The organism is Spirochaetota bacterium, from assembly GCA_040756435.1.
Classification (GTDB): domain Bacteria; phylum Spirochaetota; class UBA4802; order UBA4802; family UB4802; genus UBA4802.
In genome coordinates this window covers 1-24,806 of the sequence record JBFLZD010000003.1, presented here as the reverse complement: position 1 = coordinate 24,806, position 24,806 = coordinate 1, and the positions used below count along the sequence as shown (strand labels likewise).

General features: G+C 32.8%; 23 protein-coding genes. 12 read left to right on the top strand and 11 right to left on the bottom strand.

The features are described from left to right. Nucleotides 1-533: 533 nt before the first annotated feature. From AB1444_01530 to AB1444_01520, 3 genes are read right to left on the bottom strand one after another with little or no spacing between them, the layout of a single operon-like run. Nucleotides 534-791, bottom strand: a complete 258-nt coding sequence (locus AB1444_01530) for a helix-turn-helix domain-containing protein (protein ID MEW6525331.1) — start codon at nt 789-791, stop codon at nt 534-536. Next, a complete protein-coding gene (locus AB1444_01525; GenBank protein ID MEW6525330.1) occupies nt 775-1,395 on the bottom strand; it encodes a sigma 54-interacting transcriptional regulator in 621 nt (206 codons plus the stop codon). The genes AB1444_01530 and AB1444_01525 overlap by 17 nt, the downstream gene beginning before the upstream one ends. A gap of 9 nt (nt 1,396-1,404) precedes the next feature. After that, nucleotides 1,405-2,226 carry a hypothetical protein gene (locus tag AB1444_01520; GenBank protein ID MEW6525329.1) on the bottom strand — a complete coding sequence of 274 codons (822 nt, stop codon included), beginning with the start codon at nt 2,224-2,226 and terminating at the stop codon, nt 1,405-1,407. Nucleotides 2,227-2,595: 369 nt separating this feature from the next. On the opposite strand from AB1444_01520, the gene AB1444_01515 reads away from it, so the two are divergent. After that, the gene (locus tag AB1444_01515; protein ID MEW6525328.1) at nt 2,596-4,221 is read left to right on the top strand and encodes a long-chain fatty acid--CoA ligase; all 1,626 of its coding nucleotides are present in this window, start codon (nt 2,596-2,598) and stop codon (nt 4,219-4,221) included. Between the two features lie 9 nt (nt 4,222-4,230). Here AB1444_01515 and AB1444_01510 read toward each other — a convergent pair whose 3' ends face one another. Then, on the bottom strand, nt 4,231-4,905 hold the full coding sequence (locus AB1444_01510) for an outer membrane beta-barrel protein (protein MEW6525327.1): 675 nt from the start codon (nt 4,903-4,905) through the stop codon (nt 4,231-4,233). 10 nt (nt 4,906-4,915) lie between these two features. Further along, complete coding sequence (locus AB1444_01505) at nt 4,916-5,266, bottom strand: polymer-forming cytoskeletal protein (GenBank protein ID MEW6525326.1); 351 nt, start codon at nt 5,264-5,266, stop codon at nt 4,916-4,918. Between the two features lie 442 nt (nt 5,267-5,708). Between AB1444_01505 and AB1444_01500 the strand changes: the two genes are divergently transcribed. Then, the gene (locus tag AB1444_01500; protein MEW6525325.1) at nt 5,709-6,101 is read left to right on the top strand and encodes a YlbF family regulator; all 393 of its coding nucleotides are present in this window, start codon (nt 5,709-5,711) and stop codon (nt 6,099-6,101) included. Nucleotides 6,102-6,169: 68 nt separating this feature from the next. Here AB1444_01500 and AB1444_01495 read toward each other — a convergent pair whose 3' ends face one another. Continuing rightward, nucleotides 6,170-7,381, bottom strand: coding sequence for a pyridoxal phosphate-dependent aminotransferase (locus tag AB1444_01495; GenBank protein MEW6525324.1), 1,212 nt, complete (start codon nt 7,379-7,381; stop codon nt 6,170-6,172). Nucleotides 7,382-8,206: 825 nt separating this feature from the next. Between AB1444_01495 and AB1444_01490 the strand changes: the two genes are divergently transcribed. From AB1444_01490 to AB1444_01475, 4 genes are all read left to right on the top strand, one after another. After that, nucleotides 8,207-9,751, top strand: a complete 1,545-nt coding sequence (locus tag AB1444_01490; GenBank protein ID MEW6525323.1) for an AAA family ATPase — start codon at nt 8,207-8,209, stop codon at nt 9,749-9,751. 211 nt (nt 9,752-9,962) lie between these two features. Next, nucleotides 9,963-10,262: a hypothetical protein gene (locus tag AB1444_01485; protein MEW6525322.1), complete on the top strand. Its 300-nt coding sequence runs from the start codon at nt 9,963-9,965 to the stop codon at nt 10,260-10,262. Between the two features lie 11 nt (nt 10,263-10,273). Continuing rightward, a complete protein-coding gene (locus AB1444_01480; GenBank protein ID MEW6525321.1) occupies nt 10,274-12,106 on the top strand; it encodes a glycoside hydrolase family 36 protein in 1,833 nt (610 codons plus the stop codon). Nucleotides 12,107-12,299: 193 nt separating this feature from the next. Then, complete coding sequence (locus AB1444_01475) at nt 12,300-13,238, top strand: acyltransferase (GenBank protein ID MEW6525320.1); 939 nt, start codon at nt 12,300-12,302, stop codon at nt 13,236-13,238. Nucleotides 13,239-13,305: 67 nt separating this feature from the next. Here the strand turns inward: AB1444_01475 and AB1444_01470 are convergent, their stop codons facing one another. After that, nucleotides 13,306-14,394 carry a FecR domain-containing protein gene (locus AB1444_01470; GenBank protein ID MEW6525319.1) on the bottom strand — a complete coding sequence of 363 codons (1,089 nt, stop codon included), beginning with the start codon at nt 14,392-14,394 and terminating at the stop codon, nt 13,306-13,308. Between the two features lie 124 nt (nt 14,395-14,518). Further along, on the bottom strand, nt 14,519-15,031 hold the full coding sequence (locus tag AB1444_01465) for an RNA polymerase sigma factor (GenBank protein ID MEW6525318.1): 513 nt from the start codon (nt 15,029-15,031) through the stop codon (nt 14,519-14,521). 118 nt (nt 15,032-15,149) lie between these two features. Between AB1444_01465 and AB1444_01460 the strand changes: the two genes are divergently transcribed. The 6 genes from AB1444_01460 (at nt 15,150) to AB1444_01435 (ending at nt 20,894) form a co-directional block, all read left to right on the top strand. Further along, nucleotides 15,150-15,470 (top strand): hypothetical protein, encoded by a 321-nt coding sequence (locus tag AB1444_01460; protein MEW6525317.1) that lies wholly within the window; start codon nt 15,150-15,152, stop codon nt 15,468-15,470. Nucleotides 15,471-15,715: 245 nt separating this feature from the next. Next, the gene (locus tag AB1444_01455) at nt 15,716-16,630 is read left to right on the top strand and encodes a hypothetical protein (protein ID MEW6525316.1); all 915 of its coding nucleotides are present in this window, start codon (nt 15,716-15,718) and stop codon (nt 16,628-16,630) included. A 79-nt stretch (nt 16,631-16,709) separates the two neighbouring features. Next, a complete protein-coding gene (nadA, locus tag AB1444_01450) occupies nt 16,710-17,603 on the top strand; it encodes a quinolinate synthase NadA (GenBank protein ID MEW6525315.1) in 894 nt (297 codons plus the stop codon). An 18-nt stretch (nt 17,604-17,621) separates the two neighbouring features. Next, complete coding sequence (locus tag AB1444_01445) at nt 17,622-18,701, top strand: hypothetical protein (protein MEW6525314.1); 1,080 nt, start codon at nt 17,622-17,624, stop codon at nt 18,699-18,701. 395 nt (nt 18,702-19,096) lie between these two features. Next, nucleotides 19,097-19,954 carry a hypothetical protein gene (locus AB1444_01440; GenBank protein ID MEW6525313.1) on the top strand — a complete coding sequence of 286 codons (858 nt, stop codon included), beginning with the start codon at nt 19,097-19,099 and terminating at the stop codon, nt 19,952-19,954. Nucleotides 19,955-19,973: 19 nt separating this feature from the next. After that, on the top strand, nt 19,974-20,894 hold the full coding sequence (locus AB1444_01435) for a hypothetical protein (protein ID MEW6525312.1): 921 nt from the start codon (nt 19,974-19,976) through the stop codon (nt 20,892-20,894). Nucleotides 20,895-20,897: 3 nt separating this feature from the next. Here the strand turns inward: AB1444_01435 and AB1444_01430 are convergent, their stop codons facing one another. The 3 genes from AB1444_01430 to AB1444_01420 all read right to left on the bottom strand — a co-directional run bounded on the left by AB1444_01430 (nt 20,898) and on the right by AB1444_01420 (nt 24,601). Further along, entirely contained in the window at nt 20,898-22,073 is a 1,176-nt protein-coding gene (locus AB1444_01430; protein ID MEW6525311.1) for a hydroxymethylglutaryl-CoA reductase, read from the bottom strand. Between the two features lie 214 nt (nt 22,074-22,287). Then, nucleotides 22,288-23,964: a long-chain fatty acid--CoA ligase gene (locus tag AB1444_01425; GenBank protein MEW6525310.1), complete on the bottom strand. Its 1,677-nt coding sequence runs from the start codon at nt 23,962-23,964 to the stop codon at nt 22,288-22,290. A gap of 139 nt (nt 23,965-24,103) precedes the next feature. Beyond that, complete coding sequence (locus AB1444_01420; protein ID MEW6525309.1) at nt 24,104-24,601, bottom strand: hypothetical protein; 498 nt, start codon at nt 24,599-24,601, stop codon at nt 24,104-24,106. Nucleotides 24,602-24,806: the final 205 nt, after the last annotated feature.

The following is a 24,806-nucleotide window of genomic DNA, read 5'->3' as shown; positions in this document are numbered from 1 at the left end:
AATAAATTTTTAAAAAATCTCTGATTAAAGAAGTTTTATATTTTTTATGGGCGATAGTTGCTGTTAAAAAGCTTTTGATGTTGGGCAGTCGTAAGTAAAAAAATGAGATTGCTTCACTTCGACATAATCAGTGCAAGCACTTCGACAAGCTCAGTGCAAGCACTTCGACAGGCTCAGTGCAAGCGCTACGCTCGCAATGACATTGCACCCGCAACATTGAGAGCCATCTGTTTGTTTTGGGACACCTTCATTTCTTGCAATGACGAAACTTATGTCACTGCGAGCGAAGCGAAACAGACCCACATAAACAGCAATGATTTTGTGTAAGAAACGACGAGATTCTTTGGTCGCTCGCGTGTACTGATAATACCAATAAAGACATTGCCACGCCTCGATTACATTTAACATTGCAAAATGCGATACTGTATCATATTGAAATATTGCAAAATGCAACACACCTTGAGGCTCTGATAATTTTGGCGATTTTCAAGAGGTAAAACAAAGGAGAAAAGAAGATTCTTTTAAAATATATTTTATTCAATATTATATTTTTTTAATTTTCGCCATAATGTAGAAGTATCAATGCCCAGTGCTGCTGCAGCATCTTTCTTGTTGGGATATCGGGCTAAAGCCTGCTTTATCATGTTTTTCTCCATTTCTTCTAGCGAAAGTGTTGAAACGGGCGTTATACCGTATATATATGCTGGCAGGTGCTCAGCTTTGATATATGCTTCATGACACAGCACAAAAGCATGCTCGATGATATTTTCTATCTCACGAATCCGATTCAAGCAGGTTTTCAGGCAAAGCTCCGCAGTTTACCAAAATAAATGGCTTTTCATTTCGCCTGCTTAATGAATGAATGGCACGTGCAATGAGTTCTTTACCACTCCCGCTTGGTCCTTCAATTAACACAGAGCTGTCACTTAATGCTACATCAGGCAGTATGGAAAAAATTTGCTGCATCGTGTTGTTTTTACTTACAATATCTTCAAAAGAGTAGGTTGATTCAATTTTTTTCCTCAAAGTTTCAATATCGCTGATATCACGAAAGGTTTCAACACCATCAATGATATTTCCCTGATCATCTTTAAGCAATGCGGTGCTTATGCTTATAGTTACTTTTTCTCCTGATTTGTTAACTATATATACTGTTTTATTAATAATATTTTTCCCAGTCAGCATAGTTTCACGTAACGCACAGGAATGCTCGCAAATATTTGCATGAAATATTTCAAAGCAAAGTTTACCTAACGCCTCATCTTTACTTTGGAGGCCTAAAATTTTACAAGCAGCATTGTTGAGTGACGTGATTCTGAAATCCAAGTCAATGGTAAATACCCCATCAACAATACTGTCTAAAATAATGTTTGCAACACAATCAGAGTTCATCATTGTAGTATATCATCTGGAGTTAGAGTTTGTGTCAGTGTTTTCATCGTTATCATCATATTGGTTCTTATTAGTGTCATTATCTTCATTATATATATTTTCATCACCATCATCATCAACATTTCCATTTTTATTTAATTCTTCCTGATATTTTTTTTCTTCTTCTTTTCGCTTTTCCATTAATTTTGCAAGATAGTTACTGATTTCAGAGTCATTGATAGTATTTGTGAAGCTAACAATCACAGCAGATTCATTCATAAGCACAAGATTCATTGGTATATCAATATGGTATATATTTCCTAACTGATAGATGTTTGGATAGAATTTCTCCTGATTCTCTTTATTAACGATAATTACTATTTTTTTGGGTATACAATTGCCAAATGCTAACCTGTATTTTGATGCAGCAATTAATCCTTCGGCAATTTTTTGTGAATCGAAAAAATCAGATGAAGAGCTAATTTTCTGATAGTTATGGAAAAGAAGAATATATTGGCCAAATTTATCCTGATACGGAATAAGGGGTAGTTTATCAAGTTCAGACATAGTTGAATATGGTTTAGTTGTGATAGTGGCTTCTATACCTGCAGTAATATCATCTTGTATTAATTGATAGGTTACCTTTGTGTTTTTATCATCAGGAAGATTGCCTTTTATGACATCATTTCCAAATGCATTCTTATTATTTTGATCTTTAAAATACATTGATGTTACTCTGAACTTTATAAATAATGACTTATCTTTTTTTGGTTCAATATAATGAACAATGTCAAAATCAAAACAACCAGTGGTAAATAGTAAAGTAATAAGTAACATAATGTTGAAATTTTTCATGATAACAACCTCAATGTATACTGGTTATAAAATCCATAATTTTAAATAGATTACTTGAAATATACAGGAACGTTAAACCGTATGTCAAAACATATTTAAACTGACTTTATAAAGCATATACACATATAAATAGGGCAATAATCTAATGTGCATTATTTTAATAGGATATACTTTAAAAAAATTGATTGACTTGCCTGTATATTAATACTATTATATTATATGTTAACATAATTATTATTATATACTTTATATGCCAATCTGATTAATTGCTTATCACAATAATACAAAGTATTATAAGGAAGGTGCTCTAGTTTATTTTAACAAAAAAAATGCTGTATAAAGTAATTTTATAGTATCTGGAGGTTGGCCATGATGAAGTATCCATTACTGCTCACTAATTTTATGGAAAGAGCAGCCAAATATTTCCCCAAAAAAGAAATAGTATCAGTATATCCCAACGAAAAGTTTGTGTATAATTATGGGCATTGGTATAAACGCTGCTGTCAGTTAGCGCATGCATTACAATCACTTAAAATTAAAAAAGGTGATCGTGTTGCCTCATTTGCATTGAATAATCATCGTCATTTAGAATTATATTTTGGTGTGCCATGTATGGGAGCAGTACTCCATACTCTCAACGTTCGTTTATCCCATGAACATCTTATTTATATTATAAATCATGCTGAAGATAAAGTAATATTTGTTGATGAAGATCTGTATTTTCTACTTGAGCCTGTTAAGGATAAGTTGAAAACAGTAAAGCATTATGTGATTTTATCGCAAACAGGCAAAATGCCTGAAACAAAGTTATCACCAGCACTATTATACGATGACCTGATTAGGGATTTTCCTGAAGAATATGATTTCCCCAAAGACAGAGATGAATATGATCCTGCATTAATATGTTATACATCAGCAACAACTGGTGACCCTAAAGGTGTTGTTTATTCACATCGTGGACTTGTTCTTCATGCATATGCTGCTGGTGTCACACTGGGATTGAACGAAAGTGATTGTGCTATGCATGTAGTTCCCATGTTTCATGCTAATGCATGGGGTGGACCTTTTGGTGCTACAGGTTTGGGGTGCAAACAAGTATTACCTGGAAGACAAATTCTTGATATGAAAGCATTATGCAAAATCATTTCAGAAGAAAAAGTTACTTTTACTTGTGGAGTGCCAACAATATGGATGATGCTGCATCAGTATTTAGAAAATGGTGGGGAACACGATTTCTCATCAATACGTGCGGTTTATTCTGGTGGTGCAGCAATGCCTCGCTATCTTATGGAATCATTTGCAAAGAAATATAATTTTAATATTGTTCAGGCCTATGGAATGACCGAAACATCACCTCTTGCAACTGCTGCTATACCTAAAAGTTATATGCATAATTTACCCGAAAAAGAATTATTTGATGTTAAAACCACTGCAGGGCTTTTAGCATTGGGTTTGGAAATGAAGGTTGTAAATTTAGAAACTGGAAAAGAAGTGCAGTGGAACGGTAAAGAAATGGGGGAAGTTTGTTTACGTGGTCCATGGATAGCCAATGAATATTATAAAGACCCTGAAAGGAGTAAACAAACATTCAAAGATGGGTGGTTGCATACCGGTGATATCGCCACAATTAATGAAGAGGGTTATATTTCGCTTGTTGATCGTACCAAGGATTTAATAAAAAGTGGTGGGGAGTGGATTTCATCTGTTGATCTTGAAAATCAGATTATGGCTCATCCTAAAGTTCTTGAAGCAGCAGTCATTGCAATGCCTCATGAAAAATGGCAAGAAAGACCACTGGCATGCATAGTGCCAAAACCTGAATTTGCTGATTCAATAACAAAAGAAGATATTATTGAATTTTTGCAAGCAAGGGTTGCTAAGTGGTGGCTTCCAGATGAAGTAGTATTTTTAAAAGAAATACCTAAAACAAGTGTAGGGAAATTCAATAAAAAGGAATTGAGGAAAACAATATTGCCTGAAGTTCTGAAAAAATAGAATAGCCTATTAAAAAGTTTTAAATAGCATGCCAATTTCAAGCTGGATGTTATACATATAATCACACCAGTCTGTAGAATCTATTACATTTGAAAAGTAAAACTGACCATGGGGACCTGCATAGATATAAGTAAATCTGTTGAGAGCAAAAGACAATCTAAGTTGCAATCCAAATCCAAACTGGTTGTAATTTATAAATTGTATTCCGTTGGTACTGTCATTGTCATTTGACATTGTATTGTAAAATATATGCATGTAAGTAAGGCCATATAATATATCAAAACGAACATTGTTACCAAATGAGGATACCAGATATAAAGGTATAATAATCGAATGATTACGGGAAGTTAATTGAGCATCAGGTGTATCTCCAAATTCTAATTCAGTTTCATGATAAGCATAATATAGACCTGAATGTATTCCAAAATGCGAGGTTAACATGTTCTCTAAAAAAATACCTCCTCCTGCCATTATGCCGGGTTTCCAATTTACAGTTTTTCCCTCTTCACTACCACTTCTATGCAATACATCATTCATTCCGCCAGTAACATTGAAACCTAAAATAAAATTTTCATTACGGGATTGTGCATGAATGGAAGTATAAAAAGAAAAAAACAAAATTAAAAGTAAAATTAAAAACAAAATTTTATGTATAGAGAGCTTTCTATAAGTAACTAATGTCATTTTTTTACCATTATTTTGGCATTATACATGTTCCGTTAAATTTAGCGCCATTTTCTATATACAGGTCCGGTGTTATAATATCTCCTGACATATTGCTATGTTCAAATATTTCAATTAACTTACTGGCCTTAATCTTACCCTGGCATTTCCCGCTGATTGAAACAACTGCAGCAGTTACCTCTGCGCTTACATTGGCTTCATCACCAATGATTAGAGTACCATCTGTTTCAACTTTGCCCTGGAAAAATCCTTTTATTTTTAATGAAGATTTGAATTTTAATGTACCCCTAAATTTTATATCTTCTGCTATCACCGTGCCAATCTTATTTTCATCCTCAATAATTTCTCTTTGCTCAACCATAATTATTGACTCTCCTTAAAAAAAATTTATCACTATATGTTAAATTGGTATATTCGAGTTCTTAAAAAGTTGGTTTTAATTTGATGATATTTTGTAAACTTTGTCAATCCAAATTACTCTAAATATAAAATTTTTCCAGTAATAATTCTTTAAAAAATTTCATAATGAATGTAGTGTACCCCCCCGCCTTCGGCGGCGGGGGATACACTATTTCGTATTTTGTTAAAAATTCCACATTTTAGAAATAATTAATGAAATTTTTCAAAAAATCCTTGCATAATTTTATCAAGCAAATTTATTGCAAATATTGCACATGAAGCTATACTTAACAATAATTATCGCATATATTGTGACATTGTATTCAGATTTCTTCTGAAAATATGGAATATCACGTCAATATTTGTTACCATTTGCGTATGATTTTATAAAGGAGATAGTTACTATGGAAGAGATATTACAAAAAGCAAATGAATTGGGACTAATGATCAAAGGGTCAGATATTTACAAGCGCTATGAAGAACTGGTAAAAAAGATTGAAGCCGATGAAAATGCACGCAAGTTGCTTGAAGAATATATAAAGTTGAGCGAAGAACTATATCAGAAAGAAGCTAATGGTGGTGTAATTGAAGTTGAGGAAAAGAAAAAATTACAGGATATAAGTCAGAAGGTTTCGGAAAGTCAGCTTATAAAAGAATTCATTGCCACACAAACATATTATGTGAATATGATGATGCAGATTCAAAATGCAATCAGCAACCCCAAAGGCGATCCCATTGGACCATCAAAGATAATAAAACCAGGCCAGAGCGGTAAAATCATTACAGGAAATTTTTGATAAAATTTTTATTAGATAGATGATAAAAAATATCCCACCGTTTGAGTGGGATATTTTTTGGTAATGGCTTATGCAAGCTTTTCAATTGCTTCTTTTATACGGTTTAATCCTTCAACTATATTCTTATCAGATGTTGCAAATGAAAGCCGTATATTATCATCTGAACCAAATGCAATGCCGGGCACAACTGCAACTCGTGCTTCCTCAAGAAGATATGATGACAACTTTGAAGAAAGCGCTTCATCTTTATATTTATCCTTTATTGCTGAAAAACCAGGAAGAGAATAAACACCCCTGACATTTGGGAAGACATAAAAAGCGCCATCAGGGTTATGGCATTCAATTCCCTTTATTTCATTGAGGCCTTTTACAATTATTTCACGTCGTCGGGCAAAAGCTTCAATCATTGGATTCAAAACGCTCTGATCTCCAGTTAATGCTTCAACTGCTGCCCACTGTGCAATTGATGTTGGATTGGATACCGACTGGCTTTGAATCATTTCCACCTGTTTGATTATTGTTTCATCACCTGCCATATATCCAATACGCCAGCCAGTCATTGAATACGTTTTAGAAACACCATTCAAGACCATAGTTTTTGGTTTGAGTTCAGGGACAGCATTTACAATATTGCAGAACTTTTTATTATCATAAATTATAACTTCATAAATGTCATCTGTTACAATGCATATATCATATTTTTTTAAAACTTCGCCAATTGCTTTCAGTTCATCCATTGTGTACATTGCACCTGTAGGATTGGAAGGTGAATTTATAACTATGGCTTTGGTTTTTTTAGTTATATGTTTTTCAAGCATTTCAGGGTTTATTTTAAAATCTGTTGATTCATCAGTATGGATAATTACAGGAACGCCATCGGCAAGAAGGACAATATCAGGGTATGATACCCAGTAAGGTGCCGGAATAATCACTTCATCGCCACTGTTGAGTAGTACCTGCATAAGATTATAGAATGAGTGTTTGCCTCCACAATTTACAGTAACTTCAGAAATTTTATATTCCAGATTATTGTCTCTTTTAAATTTTTCAACAATTGCTTTTTTTAGTTCAGGAATACCGCCTGATGGGGTATATTTTGTTTTACCCTGTTCAAGGGCTATAATTGCAGCATTTTTAATGGATTGTGGTGTATCAAAATCCGGTTCACCAGAACCAAAGCCAATGACGTCAATTCCCTGTGCTTTGAGTGAATTTGCCAGTGCTGTAACCGCCAGGGTAGGGGATGGCTTGATTTTAGATAATCTTTTTGCTAACTCCATAACTACTCCTTTCATATCAATCATGAATATTATGTAATGGCAAGTCCGTTAAAAATGTGGAGAGCATATAATAAAATGCTTGTGGAAGAACAGATATATACCAATGTAAAGCAAAATGATTGATAATTTTTGTCAAGATTAAAACATATCAATTTGAAAAAATATTAATAAAAGCTTGCTTGGCTAACTGAATATTGTTTTTATATAAAATTTAGTGCCCTTATATGGTGAATTTACCATAACATTATTTTGTATCCCTCCAATCATCCCACTTTAAAAACACCATGCCCATAGTATAATATTCATCTGAAATTTATAATTTGGAGGGAAATATGATGCATTAAGCTTCTATAGACGTAAAAAAGAGTGCTGGAAAGAAAGAATCACACAGCAGAAAAGAAGCGGATTACGTGTAAAGTTCTCCCTGAAAACAACGATACTCAACTTTTATCACATTTATTTCGTTGACATTTTTTTTAACGGGTGGAGGGATAATTGAGTGATACAAAGTAATTTTTTGAATGACATAATAACATTGCGAGCGTATTGACGCAATATCATTGTAGCCTTGTGTCATTGCGAACGAAGTGCTTGCACTTAGTGCTTCGACGAGCTCAGCAACCACTTGTCGGAGGGAAGCATTTTCAATGCTACGAAAGGCGAGATTGCTTCGTCGCCCTGGGGGCTCCTCGCAATGACAGGAAATAGATTGCCGCGGCACTGCGTGCCTCGCAATTACGGGGAGAAAAATTGGTTGTAAAATGTATGCCAAAAGATTATAATAAACATTATCGATTGAAGACATAATAAATAAGAGGAGAGCCAGTGAGAAAACTACCTATAGGGATACAAAGTTTTGAAGAAATAAGGACTGGTGAATATTACTATGTAGATAAAACTCCCTTTGTTGCAAAACTTGTAGGTGAAGGTAAATATTATTTTTTATCCCGTCCGAGGCGTTTTGGGAAGTCCTTGTTTTTGGATACATTACGGCAGGCTTTTTTAGGGAAAAGGGAGTTATTTAAGGGGCTATACTTAGAGAATAACTGGGACTGGGATAGTAAGTATCCAGTTATATATCTAGATTTTGGTGGAAGGGTAATTGAGAACGCAGATCATTTAAAGAAGCACATAATAGAAAAGCTTGAACAAGCTCAATCTAAACTTGATGTTGTGTGTAGCAAAAAGACCCAATATGATTTTTGTTTTGAAGAGCTGATAAGAAAAAGCTATGAGAAATACAAAGAAAAAGTAGTAGTTCTTATAGACGAGTATGATAAACCAATATTAGATAGGATAGAAGACAAAGAAGAAGCTACAAGTATACGGGAAGTTTTAAAGAATTTTTACAGCGTGCTAAAACCGCTAGATGTGTATTTGAAATTTGTATTATTAACGGGGGTATCAAAGTTTTCCAAGGTTTCTTTGTTTTCGGGGTTAAACCAGTTGAGGGATATTACATTAAGCGGAGAGTATGCAACCATATGTGGCTATACTCAATCAGAGCTAGAGGATGTTTTTGCCGGTGAGTTAAAAGGGGAAGATTTGGAAGCAATTAGATGCTGGTATAATGGATACTCCTGGCTTGGTGAAAGCGTTTACAATCCTTTTGACATCCTATTGTATTTACAGGAGAGGAAATTTCATCCCTATTGGTTTGAGACAGGTACACCAAATTTTTTGATAAAGCTTTTGGTACAGAAAAGATTTTATATGCCAAATTTAGCGGAGTTGGTGGCATCAGAAAATTTAATAGGGAGCTTTGATGTTGATGTCATAGAGCCAGAGAATTTGTTATTTCAGACGGGATATCTTACTATAAAAAGCTATAAACAATCACAGAGGGGGTTAAAATATTATTTGGGATATCCCAACAAAGAAGTGCAGATATCGCTAAATGATTATGTAGCAGCATATTTAACGCAAGCAGGGGCAGAGAATGAAAGATTAAAGGATAAGCTTGATATATATTTGGAAAAAGGAGATTTAGAAGGTTTTAAAGTAGTATTGAAGTCGCTTTTTGCGAGCATACCGTACGAGTGGTACAGGAGCAATGAGATAGCAGGATATGAAGGGTATTATGCAAGTGTGGTGTATAGCTTTTTGGCGGGTGCAGGATTTGATATGGTAGCCGAGGATTATACCAGCAGGGGGAGGATAGATTTAACGATACTGTATGGGGGAAGATGTTATATTATGGAATTTAAGGTAGTGGAGATAGAGCTGGAGGGTAAGGCATTGGCACAGTTAGAGGCAAAGAGGTATGCGGAGAAATACAGGGGGAAATTTCAGGAGATATATCTTATTGGGATAGAGTTTAGTAAGGAACAGAAGGATTTGGTTGGGTTTGAGTGGAAGCGTGATGGGTGATATGTGATGGGTGATGAGTGATAGGTGAAGGGTGATGAGATTGTCATAGCACTGCGTGCCTCGCAATGACGATAGTATAATGATTAAAATTCAACATTTTAGAGTTTAAATCACAAAATATAGTTGCAGAAAATTCAATTCTTTTTATTCTATATAATGAATATATTTTTATAAATGACACATAATGTTGTTTACAACAGGAGGTTGCAGTATGAAAAAGACAACCATTATTGTATTAATTATTCTTTTTCTGTCAGTTGTTGTTTTTGCAAAAGAACAAAGCTTTACAGGCCGTTTGATATTTGTTGGTAAAGATTACATAGAAGTGAAATATGGAAAAACAGAGAAAGTATTTTATATACAGGAAAAATCAGTAATAATGAAAAATAATTCCAATGCTTCTTATGCAGATCTTGAACCGTGTCAGGTTGTAAAAATTAATTACACAGCAGGGGATAAAAAACTATTTATAAATAAATGTGAAATAGTAAAAGAAAGTGATTGTAAATAAAAAGGTACATAATGCAGCTAACGATTGATGACCATAGCATAGAAATACTATATAAAACACAGGATACATCTAAAGTAGCATCAAGCCATACTGTACAGCATAATAATTATTTAAACGATAATTTACACTTACAGTATAAACGGAATAAAGATTCAATACAGTGTGTGGTAAAACCTGTAACGCGACTGTATATACAAAAAGTAATTCTGACGTTTAAGGTTTTATCTTCGGATGATATAGCGTGTTTTGCTAACGGTTATCAGTCATGGACATATACAGGACCTTTTTTTAAAGAATCAAAAAAACGAAAACCCTGGCCACAATTTGTCATCGCAAATCAAGAAAATGCAGCTAATCCGCCAAAAGGTATCCGCGGAATAGTTCAGTCTGATATGTTGTTTGTGATGGGCGATAGTAACCTGCAAGAAGCTTATGTTTTTGGACAGCTTCCCGTACACAAGCATTTCCATCAGTTTGTTTCCTTTGAATATAACTATCGCACAAAATTGTTGTCCATTATATGGGATATTGATAGATTCTGTGATGCTGAGGAAGACTACATACTTGATGCGATTTGTATTATACAGGGAAATGCATGGCGGATTTTACAATATTATGCAGAGATTATTGCACAGGAACTATCGCCAAAATTTAATAAAAAAATACGCAAGGGCTGGTGTTCCTGGTATTATTACTATAGTACCATTACCAAAGATGAAATACTTCTTAATGCTAAATATGCTAAAGAACAATCCATACCATTTGATTTTATCCAGGTAGATGATGGGTATCAGACTACAATAGGTGAATGGACTACTGTTAAAGGATCATTTACGGCTGCCATGCGGTATATTGCTGATACTATCAAAGGATATGGATTTACACCCGGGATATGGTATTCGCCATTTATTGTTTCAAAAGATTCAAGGATTTTTAAAGAGAATAAATCCTGGATTCTTAAAGATAGCAACGGGAAACCTGTTATTGCTGGTTTTAATCCTGTATGGGGTGGCTATTATTATACTGTTGATGTGACCCAGCCTGCGGTATTAAGCTGGATTGAGGATACTATTAATACGTTATTGTATGAATGGGGGTATGAGTACCTCAAGTTAGATTTTATATATGCTGCAGCGCTACCAGGGGTGCGGCACAATATGACAATTTCAAGGTATGAAGCGCTTGCACAGGCGGTTGCCCGTATTCGGAAGGCAAGTGGTAATGCATTTGTTCTGGGATGTGGAATGCCATTACAGGCAGGCATTGGGTATGTTGATGCAATGCGTATTGGTCCTGATGTAGCACCTCAGTGGGGTCGGACATTTTTTGATAAGCTATTTAACAGTGATTCAGGGATTTCAACACGTTCAGCTATTTGTAGCAGTGTGTACCGTTCATTTATGCATAACCGTTTTTGGGTTAACGATCCTGATTGCCTTATGATACGCCAGCATAAAACTAAACTTAAACCTGAAGAACGACAAACGTTGTATAATGTAATAGCAGCACTTGGTGCTATGCTTGTAATATCCGATAGGTTGCCTGATTATTCTGCAACTGAACGTGAAATGCTATTACAGGCAATTGCATTATTTGATATAGCAAAGGATGGAGATATTTATTGTAATGATGTATTGAGGTCAATACGTTCATTCTATAATTCAAAAGGATTGGGTGTAGTATTGAATGTAGATGATACTACCTGTGAAGCAACACTTGAACAGGAAATAATAAAAAATTATTCTAAAATATTTGTGATTGAAAACAATATACAAACACCGTCCCAATCAAAGACTTTTGAATTACCACCCCACAGTTCAAAATTATTTCTTTTTAAAAAATAATTTTGCAACCATTTCCTGATTCCAGTTGTCTTTATAATGGGTTGTTGGCTTGTATTTATAAGTCAGTAGATAAACAATCATATTAATCCACTATTGTATTGGAACAGGATTGATAGGAATCGGAAGACGATAATAGTTTCCAGGTTTAGTTAAAAATAATAATCAAAAAATTCAATTTTTCAGGAGAAGATTAATGAAAAAATTTAAGGAAAACATCACCGGAGTTGCTACTGTACTTTTACTGGCACTCAATACACTTTTCTGGGCTTCATTTTTATTTCCAATTGCAGTTTTAAAAATTATACCTATAAGAATATGGCGTACGTTAATAAATAAATCACTGGATACTATTGCATGTTGCTGGATTTACTGCAACAATGCTGGTTTGAAAATAACACGATCCATTACCTGGGATGTTTCTGGTATTGAAAATCTCAGTAAGAAAAGCTGGTATATAGTTATTGCCAATCATCAATCATGGACAGACATTGTTGTATTGCAAAAAATTTTGACTGGCAAAATACCATTTTTAAAATTCTTTTTAAAGAAAGAATTAATCTGGGTACCTGTACTGGGTCTTGCCTGGTGGGCACTTGATTTCCCATTTATGCGACGCTATTCACAATCATTCCTGTTGAAGCATCCACATCTCAAAGGAAAAGATATCGAGGTTACCAAAAAAGCATGCCAGAAATTTAAATATATTCCTGTATCAATTATGAATTTTGTAGAAGGAACACGCTTTACACCAGAAAAACATGCAAACCAGGAGTCACCATATAAAAATCTCTTAAAACCAAAATCAGGTGGTATTGGCTTTGTATTTTCAACTATGGGGAATATGATTACATCAATTCTGGATGTTACAATTGTATATCCACAGGGAAGAATGTCATTCTGGGATTTTTTGTGTGGCAGGGTTAATATAATAAAGGTGCACGTTGAAGAAATACCGGTTACTGATGATTTTGTTGGTGATTATGTTGATGATCCTGTATTCAAAAATAAATTTCAACAATGGCTCAATGATTTGTGGTATGAAAAAGATATCAGGATTAATATGATGAAAGGAAAATCACTTCCACTATCAGTAAAATCGTATGCAGAAGATGAAGCAATAATAATTAACTAATACCACGCTATATATACCATTGAGTATAATTCTGCTGCATTCGGTGGCGGAATTATACTCATCATTATCATTTCCCTTGTTTATGCTTTGATTCTTTTTTCAATTGTCGCATTTCGTTCTGTAATTCTTTCATTTCAAGAATTTCATTTTTATTTTTCAATGATTCGGTTTCTTTATTCATGTCAGGTGAAGTAACATCTTTTGGCCTGTTTTCAGTAGAACTTCCTTTGCCAGTATTATCATTGATATTAGAATTGATTGCAGAATATTCACCATAATCTAAATTATCCGAAAAATTCATAAATGATCCGTCAATGTCGTTAACCCACTGGAGTTCATATTTTTCAATATCAAAAGAGGTAATTTCATTTTTACTTATTGTATATAATTTTCCTGTTTCAGCTTCTACTGTTTCATTAGTTACGGTATTAAGTATCTTTACAGCTCCTTCAACAATGTAAATGTGTGAACCTTCTGGTGATACATTAATATAAAATTCTGTTCCCAATGGCTGCACAATGGCATCCGGTGTTTTTATTTCATACTGCATGGTGTCATGCGGACTATATGATTTTATGTTTGCTATACCTTTACTTAAGATATACTGGAATTTCTTTTTTTCTACTGTGGTATTATATCGGGACTTGGAAACTGTTAAATCAGCAGCACCAGCCAACATGAACCTAATATCGTTGTTAGCAATCAGAACAGCTGAATCGCTTTCGTTTAATAAAATCCTGTGGCCTTCTTTGATTGTTTGGGTGGTGACAATGTTATTGGTTTTACCAGCAATATACAATATATGTGGAATGGATTTGTAATTGGGTTTAATGCTAAATAATACAACTGCAATACTTAGAATTACAATACCAGTAGTGAAAGCCAGAGACCGTTTATATGTTTGTATAAAATTGAAAAGACCATCAAAGAATGATTCTTTTTTTGATTCTGATTTAGAATGATATTCCAGTATAGAAGATAAAATATCGCGTGAAGGTTCAATTAATTTTTGTGGGGCGATAGTAGCCTGGATCATCTGTAACTTTTTAGAGCATAGACCACACTGTTTAACATGAAGTAGTGCATTTTTTGCATCATCTTCACGTAAACTATTTTTTGCAATGGCAAGTAATGTTAGTTCATCTACATGCTTCATAACATATATTTTACCCTTATTTATAATACAATTGTATCACAAAATTTGGACACACGATAGTGTAAATTTTTCATAATCTTTGAAAAAATATTAACCTTTTTTAGATGGTCATTGAGTAGTATACTCATTCTTCATAAAACCCTTTACTTTTTAAATGCAATAGTAATTGCGATAAAGTGGATTGCAACTTTCGTCTCACTGTTTTTTCAGATATATGTAAAAGCTTTGCTATTTCTTCATTTGTGTAATTATTATCTCTTTTTAGGATAAAGATTGATCTGCTTACAGCATCCAATTGGTGTAGTGCCTTTAAAATTTCTTCTTGAATTTCTTCAGCAATTACATCATCATCAAAAGTATTTCTTACTGGCAAGTAGTTATTATCATCATCTAAACTATCGATTTTTTCATTTTTTTTGAGATAGTTAATAGATAGATTATGTGCAGTTCTGTATAAAAGGGATTTTGCGGTATCAAGATGTATTGTTGTTTTTTTAGAGTATTCAATAATGTTGATAAATGTTTCCTGCAAGATGTCCTCTGCAGTTTCAAAAGAACCAGTAAGATGGTAAATATAGTTGAAAATTTCTTTATAATGTGTTGAATATAGTGATATTAGTTGTTCACGGGAAATCATAATTTTTTAAAAAATATTGTCCGTTTTTTATATGTTAGATTGTATTATACTGCAAAGAGTTGATAAACAATAATTTTTATCAACAAAATTTTTAAATAAACTCTACTAGGAGGGTTATATGAAAAAGTTGTTGGCTACAGTAGTATCACTGCTTTTTGCAGCATCTGTATTTGCACAAACACAGGTCCAGACAAAAGAAGCAACCAAGAATGTTGGTCAGGAAAAGAAAATCGAAGTGCAGCAGAAAGCTGAAGTAAAGAAGCAGGAACAAACACAGAAGAAAGAAGCTAAGAAGGAAGAAAAAGCACAGGCTAAAGAAGAAAAGAAACAGGAAAAAGAACAAAAGAAAGAAGCTAAGAAAGAAGCTAAACAGGAAAAGAAAGAAGCAAAAGAACAGAAAAAAGAAGCAAAACAAGAACAGAAAGGTGCTACTAAGTAAGAATTTAATCTGGTACAATAATTTGAATAAGCCATGCCGTGATGACATGGCTTATTTTGTTTGTAAAAGGATAGTGGGCTGTGAATTTTAAAAGTGACAATATGGAAAAAATATATACTATAGTACCCAGGGCTGGAGGAACACTCAATAGGTAATAAAATATTTTTCACAAATTTATCCAACAAGTGGTAATGTTAATTTAGATAATTAAAAAAATAATCACATTTTTTTAAAGAGGGAATTGTATGAATTGTTATAAAAAGCAATATTTTATCATTATCTTTATAACTTCTTTGATAATAACATGTTGTCCTATTACAGTATTTGCTGAAAAAATTAAAACAACAATAGGATTTAAAAGTACTTACTCTTCTGGTATTTCTGATACAAACATTGCGTATAAACCTTTTGGCAGGATTGGGTATGCAGTGAGCTTTTTAGAAATTGAAGCAACAGGTATGTATACTATACATCAACAAATAACCGATGGTGCAGGTAACTTTGCTGAAATTAATACAGGGTTGGGACAAATTAAAACTTTACTATCGATTGGTGAATTTATGGAGTTGGGCGGAGGGTATTCAATAGCAAAAGGTGAAAATTCATTTAACAGCAAAATGTATATAATAAACGGTAGCATTTATATTGGAAATGCAACCATTGATTTAGATTATACTAGAGAAGATAAACAATACGATTATAATTTTAATATTGATATAATTAATCATACGTTTATTGGTTCATTAAGTTATGATTTAAATGATATAATTGGTTATGAATTGGAATATCATTATCTATCTAATAATTTTTCAAATCTGGACTATACCTATGACAAAAAAGTCGTAAGAATAGGGATGTCCTTGTATGATGATCAAACTGTATATATGGTTGGAATTAATGCTGGAACTGATTCAGGTGATTATACAATCTATGGAGCTGATTTTGGTTTGAGTAAAAAAGTCTATAACACTATAAAAATAATGATAGCCTATAATGTAAATTATTACAATCCTCCTTCTCTAACATCAACAACAGGTGGGGGACATGGTGGGAGCAACGGTAGTGGCTATAAGGGTATGAATCCCTATATACGATCTGATCTGGCAGGAAAGTCATTTTTTGCTCACTTGCTGAGTGTTTCACTTTCATATTCATTTTAAAAAAATTTCCTTGAAGTTTTATATATCACACTTTGTTATTGTATTGATTACACATTCTATTTTTTTTAGGGGAGTAGTATTGATAAAAGAAATTGAGAAATTGAAAAGACAAAAAAAAGCGTTAATACTTGCACATAATTATCAAAATCCAGAGGTTCAGGATATTGCAGATTTTACAGGCGATTCCTTAGAACTATCGCGCATTGCTGCTGATAACGATGCTGATGTTATAGTATTCTGTGGTGTTCATTTTATGGCAGAATCAGCATATATACTATCGCCACAAAAAAAAGTAATTTTGCCTGATTTGTCAGCAGGTTGTCCCATGGCGGATATGGCTGAAGCAGAAGATGTTTTAAAGTTGAAAGAAGAAAATCCTGATGCTGCGGTTGTAACATATATTAATTCTTCTGCTGAAGTTAAAGCTGTTTCTGACATTTGTGTAACATCAGCAAATGCTGTTAATATTATTAATAAGATACATAATGATACAATTTTATTTATTCCAGATAAAAATTTGGCTCATTATGTTCAACGATTTACATCTAAAAAAATCATTCCCTGGAAAGGATTTTGTCCAACACACGATCGTTTTACAAAGGAAGAGTTGATTGCTATAAAACAAAAATATCCACAAGCTTGTGTGATAGTTCATCCTGAATGCAGGCCAGAAATCATTGACATGGCCGATAAAGTTTTGTCAACAGGACAGATGGTAAAAAATATTAATACAATTCCTCATAAGCAAATTATTGTTGGGACAGAAGAAGGAATGTTGCATAAATTGAAAAAAATTGCACCAGAAAAAGAATTTATACTTGCTTCAAAAGGTTTTATATGCCCAAATATGAAGAAGATTACCCTTGAAAAAATTTTAATAGCATTACAAGATGAACAACCGATAGTAACTGTAAAAGAGGACACCAGGATTAAAGCATTTACAGCGCTGCAGAAAATGCTGGATTTATCCTGATTTGTGGTGAGGCGTACTTTGGAAAATATTGAATTCAATGATGAAATTCAAAAAATACGAGAAAAAACATTTAACACAGAATTTCAAGAACTGGTTGCTAAAGTAATTCATAAACCCCAGGATTCTATAGATAATCCTGATAGCTTGCTTTATTCCCTTCATAAGTTATATTATACTGTTTTAAGTAGGTCATTTAATGATTCAATAACATTTGTTAGTCCTGAAATAATGTATGAAAATACATTGCAATTTATAGGAGAAGAATTAAATAAAAAACTTAAATCTTTAGGGTTTGTTGAGGCTTTATTATTTCAATATGATTTTAAGCAAAATTACTTTGGTATTTTGATCAACTCCTTTAATGATAACATTTTCAAAGATTTTTTTATAACCTTATCAGATGATCTGTATAAAAAAATTATCAGCCAACCAGATGGTGTAATAATTGATATCACAACTTTAAAAAATGATAAATTATATGAAAAACGGTTAAAGTTGTTTGAAGAGCAGAGTTCTTTAATCTGGGCATTTTCAACATATCCCATGGTTAAAAATGTTATATCGTATTTAAATATCCCATGTCCAACAGCTATAGAAATATTCTGCCCGGTTATATTCATTAGGGTGCATGAAAAATTTATAATTCATCAAAAAATTATTAATGAATTATATAGTAATTGTATCCCCACAATATTTTCTTTGATTGAATTATCATTAGCCATAAATAAGGGTTCGCTTTTTTTGGGCTCAAATTATTTTCATGAAGTTTTTAAAGTGTTTGAAAACTATTATTATATTGCCAGATCAAATTGTTATGTAAAATATGTGATTATTAAATCACAGTATGAGGATCAATACATTTATTGTATTTTCAGGTACCTGTCAAATAAATTAAATAAGTTAAAATCTTATTCATGTATAAACTACCGGCCAATGATAGGGTTAATTGTATTATTTTTGTATGAGGAAAATAAATTTATAGAAAAGGAAATTGAAGCTATTTCAACCCTTTTTCGTGATTCAATAAAAATTGGGCAGATAGATAGCTCAAAAATTAAAAATGCAGTGAGTTTATATAAATATATTATTGATTTATAACTGAATTTATTCATAAAACATTAGGAAATTAAAGACTCCAATCCCGCTATTTTAATGGGTAATTGTATACATTATGTTAAAATTGTCATTAATTAAGTAGCTATACGATTATAATAAATTTGTACAATAATTTCAATTAAATTTTTATTGAATAAATAAAGGAACTTCTAAAAACTATTATTTTGGTTGTACCCTTATGGGCACAATATAATAAGGTAAAACTGCTTTTTATTATATGAATAATTTCGGTAGAAAGCAGTTTTTTAGAGGTGCCCATAAAATATACTTGAATAAAAGAATATTTAGTTATTATACTTATTTTAATAGAATATTTAACTCAATGTTAAAATATTGTATTCATTGTATTTAAAATGCAATTATGTTAAATTAAGAAGATGCTAGTAAAAATTGAACAAATAAAAAAAATTTTAGAAAATAATCCCGCTTGTATTTGTAAATATTTACAAAGTTATACAATAAAGGGAAAAACCTATAATGAATCAGATCAAATATTTATTGATGATATTTACAGATTTGAACAGGCTGGTGTTGAAGCAATTGAAATAAAATATGATGAAATAGTTTATAGTTTATTATCCACACTATTTCCTGCTGAGTATCGTGTACCCTATGCTTCAGCTGATTTTATTACTATTGACCGTAAGCTGGAGACACTCGATAGAGTAAGTACATTAACAAAACGAAAACGTTATTTAATTTGTATTGGAGATATTTATTCGTATGACCAGCATACAGGGAAAAGAATTACAGTTTTCAAGCATAATGATGCAATCGATTATAAACAGTGGAATCAAGTAAAACGCCTTTTAGATAGGAATAAACGAATATATTATCGTAACTCAGAAAATGGAATAATTATATTTGTAAATCTGCAACCGCATGCTGAAACCAGCTATATTGAGAGATTTAAAAAAAATACTGACCTGGTAAGTGCGATAGTTTCACGAAAAAAAGATTGCAAAATAGAAATTTCACCTGACTTTCTTCCCACTGAAGATGTTTTTACGGTAAATGATCCAAAGGAACTTTTAAAGTTTTATCAACAATCCAATGCACGACTTATAATTATTGGTGAAACATTAAATGATGATTACAGAAAAGCATTATTACAGGTTCGCGAATATGATAAATTTGCACGAATGATGGTTGTGCCTATAATTGATTTGAGAAATATAGATCATTTTTTATTACAGGTGAAAATGGTGTACAATTCAGATCGGTGGTCAGAATAAAAGAAAGGAGAAAATTTGAGTGAGAAAACCTAAAAAAAAATCTATATTAAAATATTTTGAACCAATCGATTCTGGGAAAACACTTTCAAAAAATTTTGGAACACTAGATCTTGAAGGGAGTTTTGGATATTTTGCTTTAAGCAGTCAAAATAAGAATTTATTTTTAAACAGGTTGGATGCAGATACTCTTTATGGAATGATTAAAACAGTTGGTTTGGTCGACCATCTACTGAGATTAGGATTTGATAATATTGAAATTGATATAGATAAAGACGATGCTCAAATACATTATTTAAAAATATATTATGAAAAGATGGATCCTGAACATCTATTAATAGATTTAAGAGTTTCTGAATCTCGTTTTATGCCACAAAAGAGGTTTTGTGAGGAATATGATGCTCCAACGTCATTGGATATGGTTGTAATCGAATGGCTTTCTGCTCAAAATCCTAAAGCAACTTTTGACCCTGATAAACCACAACTGCCTGGTCAATCAAAGCCTGGACTGGGAAGCTTAAATTATATGATGGAGTTAATGTACATTGTTGGTGAACAGGTAGTGAAAGATGGTTTCATGGATGTTCCTGATCATTTTCATGGTGCAGTAATGTATTCACGAAAATTCAAGTTTTTTAATCCCAGTCATGAAGCAATATTAAGAGCTATCCTGCGAGATATTAAAGGTTATTCGCTTTCAGATATGTCTTGGGGTATGATTACTGGGACTATCATTGATAAAAACACCAATACCCCCCAGGTTTATGATCCTTCTGAACAAATATTTCCTGTATCAAAACGTATGAAGGAATATTTCGATTCAAAAAAATACAAAACTAAATTTAGAAAAATTTATGAATCAAAAAAATATTATTTTGATTATGAAAAGATGTGCCAATTACGGGAGAAGATGTTGAATGAAAATAAAACGGATGAATTATAAAACTTATCTATTCCTTCCTAATTTTTCATGACTGGAAACCCATTCTCCTCCTGAAATCACTGCTGTTGCCAGTGAAAATTCGCCACATAAAACTGTTGCCGCAATAATTTCTGCAAATTTATATACTTTACCAGCACCATAACAACCCAAGATTTCAAGGCATTCTTTTTGAGTTGGCAACCCTGTTCCGCCACCGTACGTTGCAATTATAAGCGAAGGTAATGTTATAAAATAATAATAATCCCCATTTTCAGTTACTTCTGCATAGGCTATAGCAGATGATGATTCTGCAATATTTGCAACATCCTGACCAGTGGCAATAAAAATAGCTGTAATAGCATTGGCAGAATGAAGGCCGTTGTTATTGGCCCCAGAAATAAATGCTCCCAGTGTAGTTGTATATCTCATTTTTACTACAGCTTCCGGTGGGAGTTTCATAAAATCGATAAATAATTTTCTGGGAATTGTTATTTCTGCTGTAACTCTTTTGCCTCGCGTACTTAAAGTATTAAGGTGAGAATATTTTTTATCGGTATCAATATTACCAGAGAGAGTATATCGTTTAATCGTAGAGTTGTTTTTCATTATCCAATTACAGGCTACCCATGTTGCTTTCCCCACCATATTTTGACCAGCTGCATCACCGGTTGAAAAATTGAAGCGTAAAAACATCATATTACCAACATGGAATTTTTCAATTTTCTTTAATTTACCTGTTTTAGTAGTACTTTCTGCCTGTTCTTTAATATCATAAAAATGTTCATCAATCCATTCTCCAAAATTTCGAGCTAAGATAGCATTTTCAAAAACAAAGACAGGGGCTCTTTGCATAGAATCATCACTTACTGTTGTAATAATTCCACCGGCTTCATAAAATAATTTCATGCCTCGGTTATAACTGGCAACTAATGTGCCTTCGGTAGTTGCTAACGGAACATAAAATTCGCCATTGGCATGTTCACCATGTATTAAGAGTGGTCCTGCTATTCCAATAGGGACCTGGGCTACACCAGTAAAATGTTCAATGTTTCCCGGAAGAACTTTTGGATCAAAGGAAAATGAACTAACATGATGTAATTCTGTTCCTGTCATTGTTGTGATGAAATTTTGACGTAGTTTTGCCATTTCTATAGTATAGTCATTATTGTCATTTCTTGGAATTTTGGTTCTTTCTAACATAATCTTTCCTCCTTGCTATAAATGATTAAATGATTGGCAATGTAATATATTTTACAAAAATAATAGGTTAAGATAAGTATAAATTGTAGAGAATAAAAGTGGCAAATAAAGGTATATTAATGAGTGCTGGTTTAAACAACACTGTAATGCCAGCACTCATTATACAGAATTGGTGGCCTGAATTATTCGATTATTTGGTTTTAGTACTTCTTTATCATTTAATCTTCTGCATTTCCTCCTCTCTAAGAACTTTACGTAATATTTTTCCAACATTACTTTTGGGTAATTCTGTTCTAAATTCAACTATTGTTGGTAATTTATATTTGGCTAATTTTGTTGCACAGTAATCAATTATTTCTTTTTCAGTAGCTGTTTCGCCTTCTTTAAGAACTACAAATGCTTTTATTTGCTCACCTCTTGTAGGATGTGGTATCCCTATACAGCAAGCTTCCAGAACCTTGGGATGAGTATATAAAACTTCATCAATCTCACGCGGATAAACATTATAGCCACCTGATATTACCATATCTTTTTTCCTATCAACAATAAAGAAATATCCATCCTCATCCATAATTGCGATATCACCGGTGTATAGCCATCCATTCCGTATGGTTTTGGATGTTTCATCCGGCCTATTCCAGTATCCTTTCATTATTTGAGGGCCTTTAATAATCATTTCACCTGGCTGACCAACGGGTACATCATTTTCTCCTGTTTCAAGGTCAACAATTCTAACTTCTGTACTGGGATAAGGAACACCTATGCTACCGGATTTTTGTACAGTTCCATAAGGATTTGAGTGTGTAACTGGTGATGCTTCGGTTAATCCATATCCCTCATTAATATGCACACCAGCTTTTTCTTCATATGCTTTTATTACTTCTAATGGTAGTGGTGCGCTTCCGCACATCAATCGCTTAACACATGTAAGATCTAATTTTTCAAAATCTGGGTGATTGAGCATTCCAATATACATTGTGGGGACAAGGCATGCAATTTGTGGTCGATATTTTTGAATAATTTCCATAAGTGCTTCAGGTGTCGGTCTACCAGTAAGAATTGTTTTAAATCCATCATAAATATTTAAATTCATAACAGTTGATAATCCATAAACGTGAAAAAATGGTAATGCGCCTACCATGGTCATTTCATCACCTCTGTGAATGGTTGTGTCCCAGGCGTCAATTTGTTGTAACTGTTTTGTCAGGTTGCTATGAGTTAGCATCGCACCTTTTGAAACTCCTGTTGTTCCCCCTGTATATTGTAATTGAGCAATATCCTCAGTTGTTACAGTTACTTTTGGGGGTTGTGCCGGATATTTATCCATAATATCTTTCCACTTATAAACATCTTCTGCTTGTTTTGGTTCTACAGATAGTATGGTATTAGGGTCAACATTTGAAGGGAGGTAATCCCGTAAAGAGACACAAACGATCTGCTTAACCTGTGTTTTTGGCCTTAAATCAATAATTGTATTCCCAAAAAGGTCTAGAGTAACTACAACTTTTGTCCCTGAATCGTTAAATTGATATTCAAGCTCAGCAGGGGAGTATAACGGATTATGCATGACTACTATGCCGCCAATCTTAATGACAGCATAGTAGGCAGCTACACAATGAAGAATATTTGGCAAATGAATAGCAACACGGTCGCCTTTTTGTATACCAAAATCAGCAAGGCAGGTAGCAAATCTATTGACAACTTCTCCAAGTTCTTTATATGTCATTTCATATCCCTGCGATACAAACGCTACTCTTTCAGAATATTTATTTATAGCTTCATTAAAATAATCATTTAAAGTACAGTCCACAAAATCAATAGTGGCAGGTACTCCTTTATCATAAAATTTTAACCATGGTTTGTCTTTATATGAGATAGTTTTTTTGCTCATATACTTTCCTCCTGTAAAATTAAAATTTATTTTAATAACTATTTCCACGGGAATAAGATGTAAGTTTTGAAGTTTTAAGGAGGGCGTTCAATTAAATACAAATCCCTCCTTAAATAAAAAAGATATTAATTAATCGTGTTCATTTAGGGGAAGCTAATTTCATCAATAATTTTACTATTCCAAGTATACCTATGATGAAAATTCCTCCTCCAATTAATAATATTGCAGTTAAGATAAATGGGTTTTGAGGATTAGGCGTTTGCATGTACGTTGCTGTAAAAAGCAAAGCCATGAAAGCATAATTATTGAATAATATTGGCAATATTTCCCCTAAAGCAACTATACAATATACAAATACAAGGACGAATATCAGAAATGCTACAAATTGATCTAATCCGGCGCCAACAAGTGTTGTAACAATTATTTTTGCTGCAATTATCATCAATATACCAAATGCACCGCCAACTAACATATTAGGAGCCTGCTTTTTATCCATATGTGCCATGAAGAAAAAGATCATAATCAAAAATGCAGGCCAGGCAGGGACATGAAGAACATGGAAAATTATTTCACCAATAGCTATAAGAATAATAAGTAGTAACCCAAAGATAAGTCTGTTTTTGTCTAACTTAGCCATAAAAAACCTCCATAAAATTTATTTTCAATATTTTTGTAACAATGCATTAAAGTGTAAAAAATGTCAATAAAAAATTAATGAATGACCATAAATTTTGAAAATTAAATAGTATAAAATAACATATAAATAAATATATACATTAATAATTTAATATCTATAATTAAATTAGGTTACAATATAAATAAAATCTTTAAAATAATGTTTA